This window comes from Terrilactibacillus laevilacticus, assembly GCF_006517395.1.
In the GTDB taxonomy this organism is placed as follows: domain Bacteria; phylum Bacillota; class Bacilli; order Bacillales; family Sporolactobacillaceae; genus Terrilactibacillus; species Terrilactibacillus laevilacticus.
The window spans coordinates 637,548-655,185 of the sequence record NZ_VDCY01000001.1; the positions used below are offsets into that span (position 1 = coordinate 637,548).

General features: G+C 36.2%; 18 protein-coding genes and 1 riboswitch. Of the genes, 7 read left to right on the forward strand and 11 right to left on the reverse strand.

The genetic code is table 11. The features are described from left to right. The first annotated feature begins 298 nt into the window (after positions 1-298). Positions 299-1,450 carry a stage II sporulation protein P gene (spoIIP, locus tag FG390_RS02820; protein ID WP_141189478.1) on the forward strand — a complete coding sequence of 384 codons (1,152 nt, stop codon included), beginning with the start codon at positions 299-301 and terminating at the stop codon, positions 1,448-1,450. Between the two features lie 261 nt (positions 1,451-1,711). Then, on the forward strand, positions 1,712-3,295 hold the full coding sequence (mbcS, locus tag FG390_RS02825; RefSeq protein WP_141189479.1) for an acyl-CoA synthetase MbcS: 1,584 nt from the start codon (positions 1,712-1,714) through the stop codon (positions 3,293-3,295). A gap of 90 nt (positions 3,296-3,385) precedes the next feature. Here mbcS and FG390_RS02830 read toward each other — a convergent pair whose 3' ends face one another. Genes FG390_RS02830 through FG390_RS02840 form a run of 3 tightly spaced genes read right to left on the reverse strand, consistent with a single transcriptional unit; the run spans position 3,386 to position 6,205 of the window. Then, a complete protein-coding gene (locus FG390_RS02830) occupies positions 3,386-4,192 on the reverse strand; it encodes an energy-coupling factor transporter transmembrane component T family protein (RefSeq protein WP_141189480.1) in 807 nt (268 codons plus the stop codon). After that, a complete protein-coding gene (locus FG390_RS02835) occupies positions 4,189-5,643 on the reverse strand; it encodes an ABC transporter ATP-binding protein (RefSeq protein ID WP_258311542.1) in 1,455 nt (484 codons plus the stop codon). Before FG390_RS02835 ends, FG390_RS02830 begins: the two co-directional genes overlap by 4 nt. Beyond that, a complete protein-coding gene (locus FG390_RS02840) occupies positions 5,624-6,205 on the reverse strand; it encodes an ECF transporter S component (protein WP_141189481.1) in 582 nt (193 codons plus the stop codon). The genes FG390_RS02835 and FG390_RS02840 overlap by 20 nt, the downstream gene beginning before the upstream one ends. Before the next feature lie 155 nt (positions 6,206-6,360). Next, positions 6,361-6,461, reverse strand: a riboswitch (TPP riboswitch). Positions 6,462-6,626: 165 nt separating this feature from the next. Between FG390_RS02840 and FG390_RS02845 the strand changes: the two genes are divergently transcribed. The 3 genes from FG390_RS02845 (at position 6,627) to FG390_RS02855 (ending at position 7,835) form a co-directional block, all read left to right on the forward strand. After that, positions 6,627-6,890, forward strand: coding sequence for a DNA alkylation repair protein (locus tag FG390_RS02845; protein WP_141189482.1), 264 nt, complete (start codon positions 6,627-6,629; stop codon positions 6,888-6,890). A 149-nt stretch (positions 6,891-7,039) separates the two neighbouring features. Beyond that, entirely contained in the window at positions 7,040-7,405 is a 366-nt protein-coding gene (locus tag FG390_RS02850) for a hypothetical protein (protein WP_141189483.1), read from the forward strand. 223 nt (positions 7,406-7,628) lie between these two features. Beyond that, positions 7,629-7,835 (forward strand): hypothetical protein, encoded by a 207-nt coding sequence (locus tag FG390_RS02855; RefSeq protein ID WP_141189484.1) that lies wholly within the window; start codon positions 7,629-7,631, stop codon positions 7,833-7,835. Here the strand turns inward: FG390_RS02855 and FG390_RS02860 are convergent. Beyond that, positions 7,806-8,195: a YppE family protein gene (locus FG390_RS02860; protein WP_181406334.1), complete on the reverse strand. Its 390-nt coding sequence runs from the start codon at positions 8,193-8,195 to the stop codon at positions 7,806-7,808. The two genes, FG390_RS02855 and FG390_RS02860, sit on opposite strands and share 30 nt — an antisense overlap. A gap of 68 nt (positions 8,196-8,263) precedes the next feature. Then, the gene (locus FG390_RS02865; protein WP_141189486.1) at positions 8,264-8,620 is read right to left on the reverse strand and encodes a hypothetical protein; all 357 of its coding nucleotides are present in this window, start codon (positions 8,618-8,620) and stop codon (positions 8,264-8,266) included. A 356-nt stretch (positions 8,621-8,976) separates the two neighbouring features. On the opposite strand from FG390_RS02865, the gene recU reads away from it, so the two are divergent. Both recU and FG390_RS02875 read left to right on the forward strand, forming a co-directional pair. Then, positions 8,977-9,591 carry a Holliday junction resolvase RecU gene (gene recU / locus FG390_RS02870; protein ID WP_141189487.1) on the forward strand — a complete coding sequence of 205 codons (615 nt, stop codon included), beginning with the start codon at positions 8,977-8,979 and terminating at the stop codon, positions 9,589-9,591. An 81-nt stretch (positions 9,592-9,672) separates the two neighbouring features. Beyond that, positions 9,673-12,357: a penicillin-binding protein 1A gene (locus FG390_RS02875; RefSeq protein ID WP_141189488.1), complete on the forward strand. Its 2,685-nt coding sequence runs from the start codon at positions 9,673-9,675 to the stop codon at positions 12,355-12,357. A 32-nt stretch (positions 12,358-12,389) separates the two neighbouring features. On the opposite strand, the gene FG390_RS02880 is transcribed toward FG390_RS02875, so the two are convergent. The 6 genes from FG390_RS02880 to FG390_RS02905 all read right to left on the reverse strand — a co-directional run bounded on the left by FG390_RS02880 (position 12,390) and on the right by FG390_RS02905 (position 17,587). After that, a complete protein-coding gene (locus tag FG390_RS02880) occupies positions 12,390-12,902 on the reverse strand; it encodes a YpoC family protein (protein WP_141189489.1) in 513 nt (170 codons plus the stop codon). Beyond that, a complete protein-coding gene (nth, locus tag FG390_RS02885) occupies positions 12,892-13,563 on the reverse strand; it encodes an endonuclease III (RefSeq protein WP_141189490.1) in 672 nt (223 codons plus the stop codon). The genes FG390_RS02880 and nth overlap by 11 nt, the downstream gene beginning before the upstream one ends. A 24-nt stretch (positions 13,564-13,587) precedes the next feature. After that, the gene (locus tag FG390_RS02890) at positions 13,588-14,286 is read right to left on the reverse strand and encodes a DnaD domain protein (protein ID WP_309147166.1); all 699 of its coding nucleotides are present in this window, start codon (positions 14,284-14,286) and stop codon (positions 13,588-13,590) included. Positions 14,287-14,445: 159 nt separating this feature from the next. Next, positions 14,446-15,738 (reverse strand): asparagine--tRNA ligase, encoded by a 1,293-nt coding sequence (gene asnS / locus FG390_RS02895; RefSeq protein ID WP_141189567.1) that lies wholly within the window; start codon positions 15,736-15,738, stop codon positions 14,446-14,448. 23 nt (positions 15,739-15,761) lie between these two features. After that, positions 15,762-16,247, reverse strand: a complete 486-nt coding sequence (locus tag FG390_RS15695; RefSeq protein ID WP_181406335.1) for a hypothetical protein — start codon at positions 16,245-16,247, stop codon at positions 15,762-15,764. Positions 16,248-16,831: 584 nt separating this feature from the next. Next, entirely contained in the window at positions 16,832-17,587 is a 756-nt protein-coding gene (locus FG390_RS02905) for a ComEC/Rec2 family competence protein (protein WP_141189492.1), read from the reverse strand. Positions 17,588-17,638: the final 51 nt, after the last annotated feature.

The following is a 17,638-nucleotide window of genomic DNA, read 5'->3' on the forward strand; positions in this document are numbered from 1 at the left end:
GAACCCGATAGTCATGGTTTTTTTGCACTTTTCACTCACACTCTATTAGATTTTGGGTTAATTGATCGTTTTCGTTCGCCAATAAAGTTTTACTCTTCATAGTTTAGGATATCGTCAAGTTTTATAGGGTATACAACCCTTAATCTAAAAGCTTTGACTCTCACCTTCTTCTTTTCATGTCTTGTTTATAGGATCGACCTCCTCCCTTTTTCTATTAAAAAAATCTATTTTCTATCATATTCCATAAGCATCATTCATAGGTTTATAGAGACAAGGATCAGATAGGAGGACAAACCACATGAATTCACGATCCAACAAAGATCAGCAACCTTTCTTTACCCAGCTTTTATACAAATGTATTATTTTGTTTCTAACCATCTATGGTTTTATTCTTATTCTGGTTCTAAATCACACACATATAGGGGTTGTGGACTCTTATTTAAACAATATGACGATTCATTCAAAAACGCTTTTCTTTGAGACGTTTGGAAATGAAAATGCAAATTTCAAACAAGTTGTATCTAAAGACGACGAACCCGTTAATGTTTATAATTTATTACTTCAAAGCATAACAAATATAAAATTTAATGATATTCGTAGTCTTATGGGCTCAGAGATACCTGGATTTTCCTCTTATAATGCTAAAATCTTTGTAGCTGGTAAAGGGGTGAATTACACAAATCTACCTGAAGAATCTCCACCGCCACCAAAGAATAGTCTACCGGATACGGATAACGAAAATAATGATAAAAATGAAAATAGTCATAACCAAGACAATCAACAAAATAATCCATCAAACCCGATAAGGAAAAAAGTCGTGTTCTTATACCACACACACAGCTGGGAGTCCTATTTACCGGCATTAAATAAAAAGTCAAATCCAAATGATGCTGTTAGCAATGATCCGTCAAAAGATGTTCTACGAATCGGTAAAGACATCCAAGATTCTCTTGCTAAAAAAGGCATTGGTTCGATTCACGACACGACAGATAAAAATAAACTATTAAAACAAAACGGCTGGAATTATAACCAAGCTTACCAATTTTCACGAAGTATTGTACAGGGTGCAATGAAAAAAGATAAAGACCTGAACTATTTGATTGACATTCATCGAGATTCTTCAGGACGCAAATTAACAACGACAACAATTAAAAATCAAACATATGCTCGAATTGCGATTATCATTGGAGAAGCAAATCCAAATTACTCAGCTAATCTATACTTTGCCAAACAGATTCATAAAGAACTCGATAAAAAATACCCAGGATTGAGTCGTGGTATTATCGGGAAAAGTAAATTGGAAGGAAACGGTGTTTATAATCAGGATCTTTCGAAAAACGCCATACTCATTGAAGTTGGTGGTGTTCAAAATACACTTGATGAACTCGATCGATCAGCAAATGCCTTTTCTGAAGCTTTGACGGAAGTCATCAACTCGACAGATAAATAGATTGAATAAGGGGCCTTATCTTTACATTATTTTAACGATTCATAAGGCCTTTTTATTTTTTCACCGTTTTTCAAAACTTATCCAGTCTCTCCAAGTTGTGAGTAGTCCATTTTTCTGATTTATGTTAAAATGAAAAAAGAATATAAATTTTTAGTAGCAGGTCATAATATTAAGTAATATAATATAACTATAGAAATATATTTACTATAGGCACAGTTGTGATTCTGTGAACATCATAATCTTTTTATAAGGAGACAGAATATGGAACTTCGCGATCTTATAGCACCTGATCAGTATAACTTAACAAGTGAAATAGAAGCCTTTGCTTCAGATAAAACAGCGATTATTTGGGAAGATGACACGGGAGAACAAAAGAAAGTAACTTACAATGAGCTGATATCAAGAGCCAATCAATTGGCTAATGGACTAACGCGCCTAGGTCTTACAAAAGGTGATAAAGTTTTAGTTATGGTCCCAAGGCTGATTGAAGCTTATGTCGTCTATCTTGGTTGCCTTAAAGCAGGAATGGTCCTTATACCTGGATCTGAAATGCTCAGAACTAAAGATATTCATTATCGTATTCATCAAGGTGAAGCAAAAGCCGTCATATCTTTTAAAGACTTTTGCCCGCAAATTGATCGAATAACAGATCCAACACCAACTTTAAAATTCAAATTTTCGATAGGTGGTAAAGTTGAAGGTTGGGAAACACTAGAATCGATTACGAATCCTGAATCTGAAACTTTTCAAACGGTTGCGACAAAACAAGATGACGTGGCGTTCTTAACCTACACATCTGGTACGACAGGTAACCCTAAAGGTGTCGTACATAGTCATGGTTGGGCTTACGCACATTTACGGATTGCTCCGACTCGCTGGCTTAATATTTCAGAAAATGACACCGTATGGGCAACTGCAGGTCCAGGTTGGCAAAAATGGGTATGGAGTCCTTTCTTATCTGTTTTAGGAAAAGGGGCTACAGGGTTTGTTTATCATGGTCGATTCAAACCAGAAAAACAATTAGCCTTATTAGAAAAACATCAGATCAATGTATTGTGCTGTACCCCGACAGAATATCGACTAATGGCTAAAGTGGACCATTTAAGTGATTTTGACCTATCACAGTTGCATAGTGCCGTCTCTGCAGGTGAACCATTAAATCGCGAAGTCATCACTGTTTTCCAAAACGCCTTTGGTATTCAGGTACGTGATGGTTATGGTCAAACAGAAAGTACTCTGCTTATAGGTACGCTTAAAGGCATGGAAATTCGTCCTGGATCAATGGGAAAACCCCTTCTAAGCGAATTTATCACCATTGTTGATGAAGAAGGCCATCCGGTTCCACCAGGAGTCGAAGGAAATATTGCTTTAAGACGTGATTTCCCTGCTCAGTTCAAAACTTATTATAAGGAACCTAAACGTCTGGATGCAGCCATTAGAGGCAATTACTTCTTAACTGGCGACCGTGCAACAAGAGACGAAGATAACTATTTTTGGTTCCAAGGTCGTCGTGATGATATCATCATTAGCTCTGGCTATACCATAGGACCTTTTGAAGTGGAAGATGCTTTGATGAAACATAAAGCCGTTAAAGAATGTGCTGCGGTTGCAAGTCCAGATGAAATTCGCGGTAATATTGTTAAAGCCTTCATTGTTCTTAAAGACGGTTATTCAGGTTCTGAGGAACTTATTAAAGAACTTCAAACGACGGTAAAAGAAAATACCGCTCCGTATAAATATCCACGCGCGATTGAATTTGTTGAGGAGTTGCCAAAAACAGATAGTGGTAAAATCAGACGGGTGGATTTACGTAATCGAGAGCTTCAAGCAGCAAAGCGTTCATAAACCTGATATTTCTCATAAATAACAGCCTATTAAAAGGACTCTCACTGACTAAAATGAGAGTCCTTTTCTTTTGTGCATAAGAAAAAAATTTTAATAAGATCTTTCTAATACGTTGTTATACGGGGTTAACGGAACATAGGATGAGAAAATCCATGCACCAATGATAATAAAAAGAATAAGAGTCGTGAATATAAGATCATATCGACTAAATCCAATTTTATAATAGTATGTCCTCTTTTTAACCATTGAAAATTGCTTCGCTTCCATGGCCACAGCAATTCGCTGAGCACGACGGATCGCTTGGGCTAACAAGATAATAGCATACCTTTTCACACGCCTGTAAAATGCAAGTAGTCCCTTTTCTTCCGACATTCCTCTTACTTTCATGGCTGCTCGAATAATTCGATATTCTTCTATCATGATGGGAATTAATCGAAAAGCGGCTAGGAAAGAATAAGCATATTTAGGCGGGATTCTGAGCTGCTGCATACATGAGTAAAAAAATGGGACGGGCTCAGTTGTTGAAGCAAAGATCAGTCCTAACATACCGTAGACGAATGTCCGTAGCCCTAAATGTAAACCCCTTGTCATACTTTCAATGGATATAGTCATGAAGTGCCATTCAAAAAGCATGTGTGTTCCCTTTCCAAAGAACACCATGGCTGACGCACTAAAAACCGATAAGATAAACGTCATGGTTACGAGCCAAAACGAGAGTTTTCTGGAAAAACCGTTACAGAATAAGTAAAAAATAAAAAAAGCAAATGAGGAAACTAACATCACATTAAAGTTATGAACGAAGAGATATATCATAAAAATAGCGGCTATCGTCAAAAATTTCAAGGTTGGATTGACTCTTGCTAACCATTTTTGATTTGGGTTCAAGTAACTGTTCATGTATTGACCCCTTCCAATTGCACCACTCGCTTCGTTCTTTCATCCGATTTAATTTGGCCGTTATGAATCATGATTTCACGAGTTGCAAAACGATGAACAATTTCTTCTTCGTGAGTAACCATAATCAATGTTGTCCCTTCTTCTCTCATCCTTTCAAACTGTCTGAGCAGGGAAAATGTATTTCTTGCATCTTGCCCAAAGGTAGGCTCATCTAATAGAATGATACTTGGTTTATGAATGATCGAGGAAGCAACGCTTAACCGTCTCTTTTGACCAATGGACAGTTGAAATGGATGTAAATGACGAACATGATCCAAATTAAATAACCGAAGGGCTTCATTCACTTTTAATTGAATCTCCTCCTCTTTGACTCCCCTTATGACGAGTCCGAAAGCCATCTCCTCTTCTACACTATCTGTAACAAATTGGTATTCGGGATTTTGGAAGACAAAACTCACATCATTTTTCTCATTTTTAACCTTCCAGACCCGATCTCCCTTTGTTTTGATTAAATCCATTATTCCTTCAATAAACGTGCTTTTCCCGGCTCCATTTTCGCCAACGATAGCGACCCATTCTCCTTTATTGATTTGGAATTGGGATACTTCAAATTTAACCTGTTTGCCCCGGTAAGCTTTAAAATCTTTTAATATTAAACATGGCTCGGTTAAAAATTCTTGGGGCAACTTTAAGATCTCCCCGTCTGGAAAAGTCTCTTCCCATATTCCAGGGTACCAGATGCCATATTGACGTAATTCACTTCTATATTGATTAAAAATCATTTCTTTTGGACCATCAGCTATTATCTGTCCATTGAAGTTAAATAAGACGATTCGGTCTACATAGTCTATGACATGATCGATTTTATGTTCGACAATGATAAGCGTTTTATCTTTTGAGACGGTTTGTACCGTTTTCCACAGGTCTTCTGTTCCTTTAGGATCAAGCAAAGCTGTCGGTTCATCAAGAAATAAGATATCCGGTTTTAAGGCTAAGACAGACGCTACAGCTAGCCGCTGTTTCATTCCTCCAGATAGCGTTGAAATGAGTTGGTGTCGATGATGTAATTTAAGCCCCACAGCCGTTAGATACTGATCAATCATGTCTTCCATATCATCTTGAGCGACTTGTTGATTTTCGAGGACGAAAGCTATTTCTTCATCTGCATAGGGCATACAAAATTGTGTTTCTGGATCTTGAAAGATAATGCCGCATCTTTTTGGGATGCGGCTTTCTCTTGTTTTAATCGGTATTTCAATACTATTGGGAATCAACCCAGATAAGACTTGCAAAAGAGTCGATTTCCCGCACCCTGAAGGACCTAAAAATAAGATTTTCTCTCCTTGATGATATTGGAATGTTAGGTCTTTAAAAAATAAGTCCTTCTCTTTCGGAAACACAAGTCTAAGATCTGTCACACCAAATGGTTCACTATTTGTTAAGGACATCATAGTCATCCTTAGAGGCTGGTCTCACAAGATTTGTGACCCCCGTTTTCTCAAGTGCTTTAACAAGGAAATAGGCAATAAATCCTGAAATAACCATTGTTCCTAGGAAACGAAATACAACATTTAACAAAATATTCCACCCTGCTAAATCAACAAGATAGCCATAATAATAATCTAAAATATAAGAGCCTACAGCAGCAGCTAAACCAGATAGTATCGTAACAGGAAGATTAAATTTCTTGTAAGCAAAGATTAAGAATATAATTTCGGAAAAGGCCCCTTGAATGATTCCATAATAAAAATTAATGATCCCACCGCTTCCAGCGAATAAAACTTCCATCATAGCAGCTGCAACTTCAGCTAATAGAGCAACGCCAGGTTTACGAATAATTAACATAGCGACTGGAGCAGCAATAAAGTAAATACCATATGTTAATTGTTCGGCCTGGAATCCCAGTATTTTTACAATGTCATATAGCGGACCTGAAATTTTGTAGATTAGCCCAAAGACGATGGCAATTACAATGGTAACTAAAATATCTGTTAATTTAAGACGTTTACTCATGAAACGACTTCCTCCCTATGTAATATTATGACACTTCGGGTTGTTTGAACCTTATCCTGTTCATGATCAGTCATCTTATAATTGGTAACCAATTAAAAAACCACTCCAAACGATAGGAAGTGGTTGATTTTCTCTTTGAAAAAATATGAATGAAAGCCATGAGAAAACCACTTTCCTACGCTGGTATTAACCAGATCAGGTCTAAGGGTCAAAGCCATACGCTTTTCTCAGCAAAAACGCTCCCCTAGTGGACAAATATTGTATTTAATTCTTTTATAAGATACACCAAGTTTCTCCATATTTCAATAGATTCTTTTGGAAGAAAGTTAAAACCAATAAAAAGTGTCTACTTTAGATAAAAACTTATTTGTATAACTTGTGCTAAAGGTGGAAAGATAGAATTTGAGGAGGTGTGTTGTTAGTGTCTCATCCTTATACATGTCCGAACTGCCGGACAAATAAAACGAGATTTAATCTTATTGATCAAGTCGCTCATGCCGTGAAACTGGATCCCAATTCCGGAGAGGTCGTTCAAGAGTACTCATCGGGTCAACTTGAGCCCTTCCATATCCCTTACCGTGGTCCGGAGAGAAAAGTCCAGTGTGCAACTTGTGGTCTTATCGAAGATGAACTCGTTTTTTTAAAACAAGCTGAATACTTACAAGCCAAACAACGTAACGGATGATCTTTTCAAAAATAGCATTAACGGCGGGCTTCATCCTTTCTGTGATACTTCATTGGCATGAGCCTCTCGTAGATAGTGAGCACTCGTACCGAAGTGTCAGACAATTAATCAATACCTCAGATGTTATCGTTCTTGGTACTATCCGAAACGTGAAACATCAAGTCCGGACAAATCGCCAAGTTGGACGTGGCCGGTTAGTTAATTATGAACAAATAGTAAACATCAAACATGTGTTTAAAGGGAATACGAGCTCCAACCTTTCATTAATAACGACCGGCGTGAACCCTCTTCCTCCTCCTCGGGATCCTATTAATAAACGTTATACCGGTCCACTTGCAGAAGGAGATTATCTTCTCTTTTTGTCTTCGCTAAAACAAAATAGTTTTTTTCGGTTAAACAGTGGATTTCAAAGTGTCTACCCATTTATTAATCAAAAAATGATTGCTTTGGAAGAAGGGTTCCATTCCTTAAATGGACTTACAACAGATGAAGTAACATCTTATCTCTCTCAATAATTAATCAAACTTCCATCTATCTCGTCTTTGAAAATAGATGGAAGTTTGTTATATGGTCATTATATACCTGTTAGCCACGAAAATAATCTAGTCAACCTCGTTAATGAATCTTAATAACACTCTTTCACTGATCTCATCGTAATCTATTAAATTTTTTTCTTTTTGGTATAAGGTTAATAGGACAAGCATAAGATGTACTATTAAAACCAAGGAGGAGTCCTTCATGATGATAGAAAAAAACGCACAAAAAACCATCTCTTATTCCGACCAACTCTTTCGAAAATTGAGCCGCTCTATTCGTAATCTTCAACATCTTACTGCTGAAGCTTTATTAGAAAAGATCACGAGTCTCATGTTTGGAATGATTCTATTACTTGGTATTCCATATTTCATCTACATCTTAATCCGGTTTTTGCTCTTGTCCCATTAACTGCTCAAGTATCGTATTTAAGGCGTAATCAATAGCATGAATGGTATTGAGAAATCGTTTCCTTCGTGTATCTTTTTGAAAAGCTGTTACCGAAACAATGGATAAATTTTCTACTAGATTTTCTACTTGAAGTGGATAGACATATTTAGGATGGCATTCACGGATCCATGTCATGACAAGAGGTTCAAATTCCTCAAGGATCTCTTTTAATTCATCAGCGAATGGTTTAACCATACCAAAGAAGTCGATTTCCACATCGGAGTGGGCTGTCCGTTCAATAAATATATCATGCAAGGCCTTATTTTTTAGACGTAATTTTTCAGTCAGTAATTTTAATAATTGTAACTTGGTAGGATCCATGTCATTCACCTCTCGACATATCATACCAAAAAGGACGACAGATTGGGAAACATTACCCTTTGATATAGTTAATTAAGCGTACCTGTTTGAATTGGTTGCAAACGATTAGCCTTAATAGGGTTATAACGATAAACTGGGTTTTGCTTTGTTGCTATTTGATGTTTTTGGGCAAACTGATCTAACTCATTATCAATATTTTTCATCTGTTCATCAATACGTTGCATGGCAAGAAAAATGTTCTCTAACTCCAAGCGTTGTTTCCGCACTTCCTGACTGATCATACTTTCTGCTTTATTCTCGACTTTACGTTCCATTTGTTCTAATTTTAATTCAAACAAATCGAGTCGAAAGGAAAAATCTTCTTTCGTTTTACCACTGTTTTGATTGTTTGTCATCTCGCTTGAATCTATTACTTGTTTTGACATATCGATCACTCCTTCACTATTTGTTGTAATTACACATTTCTTCATCCCGCTTCATTTCCCTTCTCTCTTGACAAAACAAGTGTTCCTTCTTCAAAGAAAGTGTCTTTTCTTTTGATTTAGTAGAAATTCGACAAATAAGTGGAAATGAATCGATGATCCTTGAAATTACCTAACTTTTTAACTTTTTTCTAAGCCATATTGAATAAAAAGAACAAAAGATCCCCTTTTTTGTTATAATAGGTCTGTTATCTAGTCATTAGTTGGGATTTTTCATTCATTTTCACGTGTTTTCAGATTTATACTCTAATCCCTTTAAATAATTGAAAATGTAAATTCAACAAAAGGAGTTTTGCCTCTTGACCTTTTATTATCCTAATGGTAAACCCTATAAGGAGCCTTTTGAAACGGGTAAAAAAACGATCAAACCCATGAATAAAAATAAGATCCAATATGGGAATAGAGGGATGTCCTTAGAGGATGACTTAAACTTAACAAATCAATATTATCTTGAACGACAAATGGCCGTGGTACATAAAAAACCCACCCCAGTTCAAATTGTAAAGGTTGACTACCCTAAGCGTAGTCAGGCTAAAATTACTGAGGCTTATTATAGACGTGCTTCAACGACGGATTATAATGGTGTTTTTCAAGGGAAGTATATTGATTTTGAGGCAAAAGAAACTCATAATGTTAACTTATTGCCGCTCAAAAATTTTCATGATCATCAAATAAAACACATGAGACAGGTGATGATGCAGCAGGGCATTTGCTTCATTATTGTTAAGTTTTCAAAAAAACAGGATGTATATTTACTTGATGCGGGTATTCTTATTCGGTATTGGGATCTTCAACAAACGGGTGGAAGAAAATCGATTCCAAGGGAGACAATAGAACGTGAAGGCCATTTAGTTCCTCAATCGTACTTGCCCCGTCTAGATTATCTCTCTATCGTCAAGCAAGTATACTTATAACTTAGCCATAATTATTTGATAACATTCGAATAATATATGTGGATGAGAATAGCCGCTGTAGAAAGGTAGGATTTTACAATTATGGTCGAATATAATTCGAGAATGGAAAGACGAAAAGCCATGCAGCAACAAAAAAACAAAAACGCTCAGCATGGACAAAAACAATCAAATCCAACAAAGAAAAATAGAAAAAAAACTTTTAAACGAGTTGCTCTTATATGTTTACTTCTGTTCTTATTTTTCATTCTTGCAAGTATGATAACCGTATTTGCAATCATAAAGAACGCACCTTCATTAGATCCTAAAATGCTTAAAGATCCAATTTCTAGCCAAATTATCGATAAGAATGGCAAGATGGCAACCAATGTATTTAATGGTAATAATAGAACGTATTCAGATATCGATAAAATACCGAAAAATGTGCAAAATGCGTTTATATCAACCGAAGATGCTCGTTTTTACCAACATTTTGGTATTGATCCATATCGTATTGGTGGCGCAGTCGTCGCTCAATTTAAAAAAGGATTTGGATCTGAGGGTGCTAGTACGATTACACAGCAAGTGGTGCGAAATTCATTTTTAACCCAGAAAAAACAAATGACAAGAAAAATTCAAGAAGCGTATCTAGCCATTAAATTAGAACAAAAGTATACTAAAAAACAAATTTTAGAAATGTATCTTAATAAAATTTATTTAGGGGCTGGTGCGACTTATGGGGTTTCAAATGCTTCTAAACTATACTTTGGTAAAAATATTCAAGATGTAACCCTTCCTCAGGCAGCCATGCTCGCAGCGATGACGAGGAATCCAGGGTATTATGATCCATTAAGACAACCTGAGCATGCCAAACAGCGACGAGACCTCGTTCTTGATCTGATGGTTCAACATCATGCTATTTCAAAGGAAGAAGCTGAAAAGGCAAAAAAAGTTTCAATTAAAGAAATGACGAAAGGACACACAAAAGTTAAACAAAATAAAACAAAATATAGTGCTTATGTGGACTATCTCTATAAAGAATTAGTCGAAGATAAAAAAGTCATCTCGGCAAATGATTTTTATAATGGCGGACTCAAAATTTACACATCTCTTGATCCTGCCATTCAATCTCGTGTAGAAGAAGTCCTTGATAATGAAAATAACTTCCCTGGAGTTAAACACAATTTCCAAGCAGGCATTTCTATTGTAGATACTAAAACGGGATCCATCCAAGCCATTGGCGGAGCAAGAAATTATGTTAAGGGAAATTTCAACTATGCTACATCGGCTAGTAATAACATAGGATCAACAGCTAAACCAATCATAGACTATGGTCCTGCTATTGAATATATGAATTGGGCGACGAATCATACGGTTGATGATACAGCTGCAGAGGCACACTATTCTGGAGGGCAATCATTCGGAAACTGGAATGGTACATTTGAAGGACCGATGACCATGCGTCGAGCGCTTGCGAGATCACGAAATGTTCCCGCAGTCCAAACGTTAAAAATCTTGAAAGATCAAGTTGGAGATGCAAAAATTAAACAATTTACTAAAAAATTAGGTATCCCACTCGATACGATTTATGAAACATATGGGATTGGGGCATTTGGTGCCTCTCCTTTACAGCTTGCTGGGGCCTATGCTACCTTTGGTAATAATGGTAAGTACAATCAACCCTATGCAGCGATTAAAATCGAATATCCTGATGGTCAAATTCAAGACCTTGATCATGTTCAGCATGTTGCCATGCATGATTACACAGCATATATGATAACGGATATGTTGAAAGACGTGGTTACAAGTGGTACAGGAACGGCTGCAAATCTTCCAGGAGTTCCGTTAGCCGCCAAAACAGGTACTCAAAATGTACCAAAAGAGATTGTTGATAAATACAATCTCAGCAGCTATGAGCAAAGAAATGGTGCCATCAGTTCTTGGTTTGTTGGTTACACCACAAAATACACAGCTTCTATTTGGACTGGATATGGTCACTCTAATGACAAAAATGCTGGGCATGTTTTGATGGGAGCTGAACAGCACTACAATCAATATATATTTAAATATATCATGAGTGGATTCATGCAGGGATCTCAAGATTTTAAGCGACCTAATTCTGTTATAGATATTGGTAATGGAGAGCTCGCCGTAAGAGGTACTCAAGCCGAGGTTCGAAAAGAAACTAAAGAAGATAAAGATAAAATAGTCGATTCACCTACTGGTTTAAATGCCCAATATAATGCAGCATCCAAAGTCGTTTCAATTCAATGGAATTATGATAACGATGCAACATTTATCGTTACGCAAGACGGCGGACCAAGCACATCGACATCAAATAAACAAGTGACCGTCCAAAATGTCACGCCTGGTCAAACTTATACGTTTACGGTTACTGCGAAAACGAAAGATGGCACAAGTAAACCGGCTAGTGTTTCCATTAAAATACCGCAAGATGCAACAACCAATCCAAATGAAAACCAAAATAATCAAGATAATAATGGAAACACAAATTCCAATAATAATGGAAACAATGGAAATAACGGGAATAACCAAAATAACAATAATAACAATAACAACAACGAGAATACTGGTAATAACTCGAAAAACAATCAAAATTCGAATAATAATTCAAATGAAAATACCAATAATACAAACGACAGCAACACATCGGCAAACAATGATAAACCAACGAGTGGTAATGAAGATGCTAATCAAACCCAAAATCAAAATGACAAGAAAAAAGAACCTAACAAACAAGAAAAAGTTCAGAAAGATAATAATCAATAATGACAAAAACCGCTGAAAATCTTCAGCGGTTTTTACTTTCTTATTTTTTTTGCGATGTATTTTTTCATTAATTCATCATACAAAGCATTTAATTGAATAAAACTTACATGATGCACGGGTTTATGACAAATGTAACGAACGCGGTCCGATGCGTTCACGGGTACTAAAGATAAACTAATCATTTCACGATACAAAGATTGATCTAATGTAGGGACGGGTCGACCCTCTATCCAAAATAGAAGGTCAATATAATTGGCTAAGGCCAATATGATGATGGCTTGCACATTGTTCCCTTTTCGATTATGAAAGGCGTCTTTTAGCTGTGGGGAAATCTCCTTCCAGTGATCAAATTTCGCTTTAACATATCCAGTGTCTTGCCATGGCCATGTCGCTATCTGATCATTATGACATAGATATAATATATCATAGAAAAACGGAAAGCTATTTTGTGTCTTTATGTCTATAGGTAACATATCCCCTTCATGGTAAAAAGGTGGGTAACAAAATGAACGAGGAATTTTTATTTTAACGGTGTTATTTTTCAACGCTAACATCTCTTACATTTTTATTCATACGTTTTTTCCCTTCCCGGCAGAGGTGTAGGAGTGGACACTCAGGGCACTCGGGTCTCTGAGCCTTACAATGATATCGCCCGAAAAAAATCAATCGATGGTGGGTTTCAGACCATTTATCTTTAGGAACGATCCTCATCAACGTTTTTTCCACTTCTAGTACACTGTCTTTCCATCTACAAATTCCTAGACGTTTTGATACACGTTCGACATGTGTATCAACAGCTATAGCTGGTTCACCAAATGCAACCGAGACAATAACATTGGCCGTTTTCCGTCCAATTCCAGCTAATTTTAATAATTCTGCGTGATTTGAAGGAAGTTCTCCATCGTAATCTTCAATTAACTGCTGACATAGTTTTCGTATATGCTTAGCCTTGTTACGATATAACCCAATCGAACGAATATCATTTTGTAACTCTTCGATAGGTACAGCTAAATAGTCTTCTGGATGATGGTATTTCTGAAACAGATGAGGCGTCACTTTGTTTACGAGTGCATCTGTACATTGTGCCGATAAAATCACGGCGATGGCTAACTCGAAAGGATTGTGATGGTGTAATTCACAATGTGCCTCTGGAAACATCTCACCAATGACATCCAGTGCTTCGATCGTTTTTTGTTTACTTAACATGAGCCCTTCCCTTTCTCCTCCTCATTATTTTTCCAACCAATTATATAAAGGAAATGTCTGTTGCACTTGGTTTTCCTTCTCTTTCACGGTCCGTGGATATCCTTTCGTATGAGACCGAATCTTTTCACCATGTGCTTTTGCCTGTTGTAATGTTGTGATACCTTTTTTCTTCCAATCAAATAAGATACGATCAATGTAACGGAAATTCAATTTGCCAGAAATCACAGCCTCACGTAGAGCCCCTTTGATTAGTTGGATCGAATGCCGGTCTTCTTCTAACCACAAGGTTAAGGTTTCACATTCTATCGGAGATAAGGGTCGGCCAAATTCATTCTCGAATATCGTATACAAACTCTCTTCCTCTTGTTGATTGGATTCAGTTTCTATTTTACAATACTCAGATACCATTTTTTCCCATAATGGATCAAGAGAATAGCTTTCGGAATAAAGGTGATGATCATTATTTTGTTCAATAGCTAAATAGCCTTGTTGAATCAGCTGTCTTAATAATTGAGCACATTCCGTCCTAGTTAATGTCATTTTATGAGATAGATCCTCAAGAGAAGGAAAGCAAATTCCTTTTATAATAAATGAATGTAATTGAATCAGTAACATACAACTCTTTTCATTCAGCCCCATCGATTTATATGTCTCTAATAATAACGTTGGAATCATAATATTTCCATTCAAAATCATTTCTTTTAACTTTTTATTCTCCATCATTCGACACCTCTTATGCCATTATAACACGCTAAAAGTATAGATTGTGACTCATATGATTATTAAATAAAAAGAAGAATGATTAGAAATATTGTATAAATGAAGGACCCTATCCAGACCTTTATACAATAAAAAAACCTCACATAGTGAGGTTTTTTTGTATTAAGGATAAATTCGGTTTAATAATCTAGGGAATGGACTTGTTTCTCTAATATGTTCAATTCCACAAACCCATGCGACGGTGCGTTCAAGCCCTAAACCGAAGCCTGAATGTGGAACGGAGCCAAATTGTCTAAGTTCCAAGTACCACTTGTATGCAGGATCGGTCAAGTTATGCTCTTCATATCGTTTCTTAAGAAGTTCTAAATCGTCAATACGTTGACTGCCTCCGATAATTTCTCCATATCCTTCTGGAGCTAGGAGGTCTGCGCAAAGAACCACTTCCTCACGACCAGGTTGCGGTTTCATATAAAATGCTTTGATCGTCGTTGGATAGTTGGTTACAAAGACAGGTAGATCGAAACTTTCGGCAATCGCCGTCTCATGTGGTGCACCAAAATCCTCACCCCATTCAATATCATTAAATCCTTTGTCTTTCAATAATTTAATCGCATCATCATAAGTGATTCTTGGGAACGGGGCTTTAATATTTTCAAGTTTACTGAGATCCCGGCCAAGAGTTTTCAAATCTGATGGACAATTTTTAAGGACTGATTGAACAAGAAAAGAGACATAATTTTCTTGAATAACAAGACTTTCTTCATGGTCAGTAAAAGCCATCTCAGGCTCAATCATCCAAAACTCAATTAAATGGCGACGCGTTTTTGATTTTTCAGCACGAAAAGTGGGTCCGAATGAAAATACCTTACCAAAGGCCATCGCGGCTGCTTCCATATACAATTGACCACTTTGAGATAGATAAGCATCACGGTCAAAGTATTCAGTATGGAATAAATCTGTCGAACCTTCAGCTGAGCTTCCTGTCAAAATCGGTGGATCAATTTTAATAAAGTCATGATTATTGAAAAATTCATAGGTTGCTCGAATGATTTCATTTCTAATTCTTAATATGGCATGTTGTCTTGAGGATCTTAACCATAAATGGCGATGGTCCATCAAAAATTCTGTGCCATGTTCTTTTGGTGTGATTGGATAATCGGTGGCATATTGTATGATGTTGAGATCTGTTACGGTGAGTTCAAATCCAGATGGAGCCCGGTCATCTTTACGAACAAGACCTTTAACATAAAATGAACTTTCTTGTGTTAGATGTTTGGCTGCTTCCCAAGCTTCCTCTGATACTTCTTTTTTTACAAGAACACCTTGAATAAACCCCGTACCATCCCTCAATTGTAAAAATTGAATCTTCCCACTAGAACGTTTATTAGTTAACCATACGCCGATCGTCACTTCTTGATCAACATATTGGCTGACTTTTGAAATAGTCGTTTTGATCATATATTTAGCCTCCAATATTTCTAAATATGCAAAATATGTTGTATCTCTTTCCCATCATCAAAGGTTAAAGAGACATAGTTGTAACGTTTTTGATGATCGAGAAACGTAACTTCCCATATGGGAACATCATTAATTGCCCCAAGTTTAACTGAAACAACTTTCAAGGTATCATACTTGAGTGAGTAGAAAATACTTAAGGCTTTATTTTTTGTAATACCGTCTTTTACATTTCTTTCAATGTAACTCCCCTTCTTTGTATCAGGCACCCATAGATAAACATCCTTATTTTTTTTCTTAGTTCTGATAATATGATAAGGCGTTTTACCATTATAGTAAGTCACATTTGAAATTTGTGAGGATGAGATTTTGTCATGTTTTTCAGCCTTCTTTATGGCTGTATTTTCTTCTTTATTTTTGTAAGAGACAGTTTTGTGATAAGTTATCCATGATTGAGAAATGACAACTACAACAATAATTGAAATAAAAATTATAATCCATTTTTTCAAAGTATCACCTTTTATCCCGCCTTAACGGCTAGAAAAGACCCCACCACAAGATTCTGAGTATTTAAAGAAGATAGGCGGGGAATCAACTTCCCGTAAAGGTCCGATTGGTTCAAGCTTTCCATCAGGGGGAATAACGCAGGCTAAAAACGTGACGTCCTGTCGCAACGCCTGCACTAGCACATCCTGTGCGTCGAAAAACCCCCACTGATGGAAGTTTCACTTTATGTAATTAAATCATGATAAATTTGGTTTAAAAATCATATAGAAATGACATCTCTGCCATTCATATCCTCCTTTACGTAAAATCTGTTAGACATAGTTCAATGGAAAAAGGTCAAACTAAGATTACCCTATATTAAAGGGAAAAATTATTCCTAACTCACACGCTTTAAAACGAAACCTATTTTGGTTTCGTTTTATTTTACACTTTAAGAAAGTAAGGATAGTACGAGCTTATCCTCTTTCTACGCTTTCTAGGACCCTCAATCGGCAAGTTTTCTTAAAAACCTTTTTGGTTCATTTCACATATCACATAAATGTGACCAAAGTTTCAAATATCAAAATCATTATATCACGAATTAGCTTCAATTATCAGGTATGGAATGGACTTGATAATCATTTGGTGATAACAGGACTAATACAGTCCCTGTTTCATTTAATAAATATAAATCAATAAAGTTAGATTGTAACTGATGACAAAGTTCTGGGCTAGCGCGGTACCCTTTTTTCTTGAAAATCACAACCATTTCTGGATCTAAATGCTTTATCCAAGTTGAATCCAATCTTGATTTTAATCCAAAATGATCGATTTTAATGATATTTGCTTGGGGAGTTTTTTTGTTTGTCCATTTGTGGGGAATACTTAAAAAATAAATGTTTTCACTACCATAGGATAATAATAAATTCGCTCCTTCATAGCGCTCATTAATTACATTTATTTTTAGTTTACCTATCTTCTTCAGTTCAGTGAATGTTTGACTTTTACTGATGGCTCTAGGTGCTATGTATTGTTTAATATGATATTTTTTTAACAAAATATCTTTGTTGCCCGTATAGAGCCTCCCCGCTCTTGTGATAATTAAGGCATCTAACTTTTTTACCCCATACCTATCTAACCAATTAAATAACTCGTTTCTTGAACTTTTTGCTCCCGTATTAATCAATGTTGTTTGATGAGCTTCTTGGATTAATGTTGCTTCACCGTTAGATAATTTTAAAAAACTAATCGCTATTTGATCATTTTTAAAATGAATGACCACTTCTTTCTTTGCATATGTCATAGAGGCGTGACTAAGAAATATACAAAGCAAACCTATCATCCAAGCAAATTTTTTCATCATTGATCCCCCGTTCATCCATAGTTTGCATTTGAACGAGGGAATTTATAACAT